Here is a 574-nt window from a genome sequence, read left to right as displayed (position 1 = left end):
ACGCGTGATCAGTAGAAACAAGGTCAATTCCATAATTGATAAAATGAACACACAATTTGAGGCTGTGGATCATGAGTTTTCAAACCTAGAAAGAAGGATTGACAACATAAACAAAAGACTGGAAGATGGATTTCTGGATGTTTGGACATACAACGCTGAACTGTTGGTTCTTCTAGAAAACGAAAGAACACTGGACCTACATGATGCAAATGTGAAGAACCTACATGATAGGGTCAGATCACAATTGAGGGACAATGCTAATGATCTAGGAAACGGATGTTTTGAATTTTGGCATAAGTGTGACAATGAATGCATGGAGTCAGTCAAAAATGGTACCTATAACTACCCCAAGTATCAAGCTGAGAGTAGGTTAAACAAACAGAAAATAGAATCGGTAAAACTGGAGGAGTTTGGCGTGTATCAAATCCTTGCCATTTATAGTACGGTATCGAGCAGTCTAGTTTTGGTAGGGCTGATCATGGCAATGGGTCTTTGGATGTGTTCAAATGGCTCAATGCAGTGCAGGATATGTATATGATTGAGAAAAACACCCTTGTTTCTACTGATCACGCGT

At 39.4% G+C, this 574-nt stretch carries 1 protein-coding gene; it reads left to right on the top strand.

Annotated features, from left to right (window positions below; all coding sequences use genetic code 11):
- The coding region (locus IEV85_RS24790) for a hemagglutinin (protein WP_229712747.1) at positions 1-538 on the top strand (538 nt) is incomplete at its 5' end.
- Positions 539-574: the final 36 nt, after the last annotated feature.

Origin of the sequence: Marivirga lumbricoides, assembly GCF_014636295.1 — a bacterium.
In the GTDB taxonomy this organism is placed as follows: domain Bacteria; phylum Bacteroidota; class Bacteroidia; order Cytophagales; family Cyclobacteriaceae; genus Marivirga; species Marivirga lumbricoides.
This window is presented reverse-complemented; position numbering and strand designations above follow the sequence as displayed.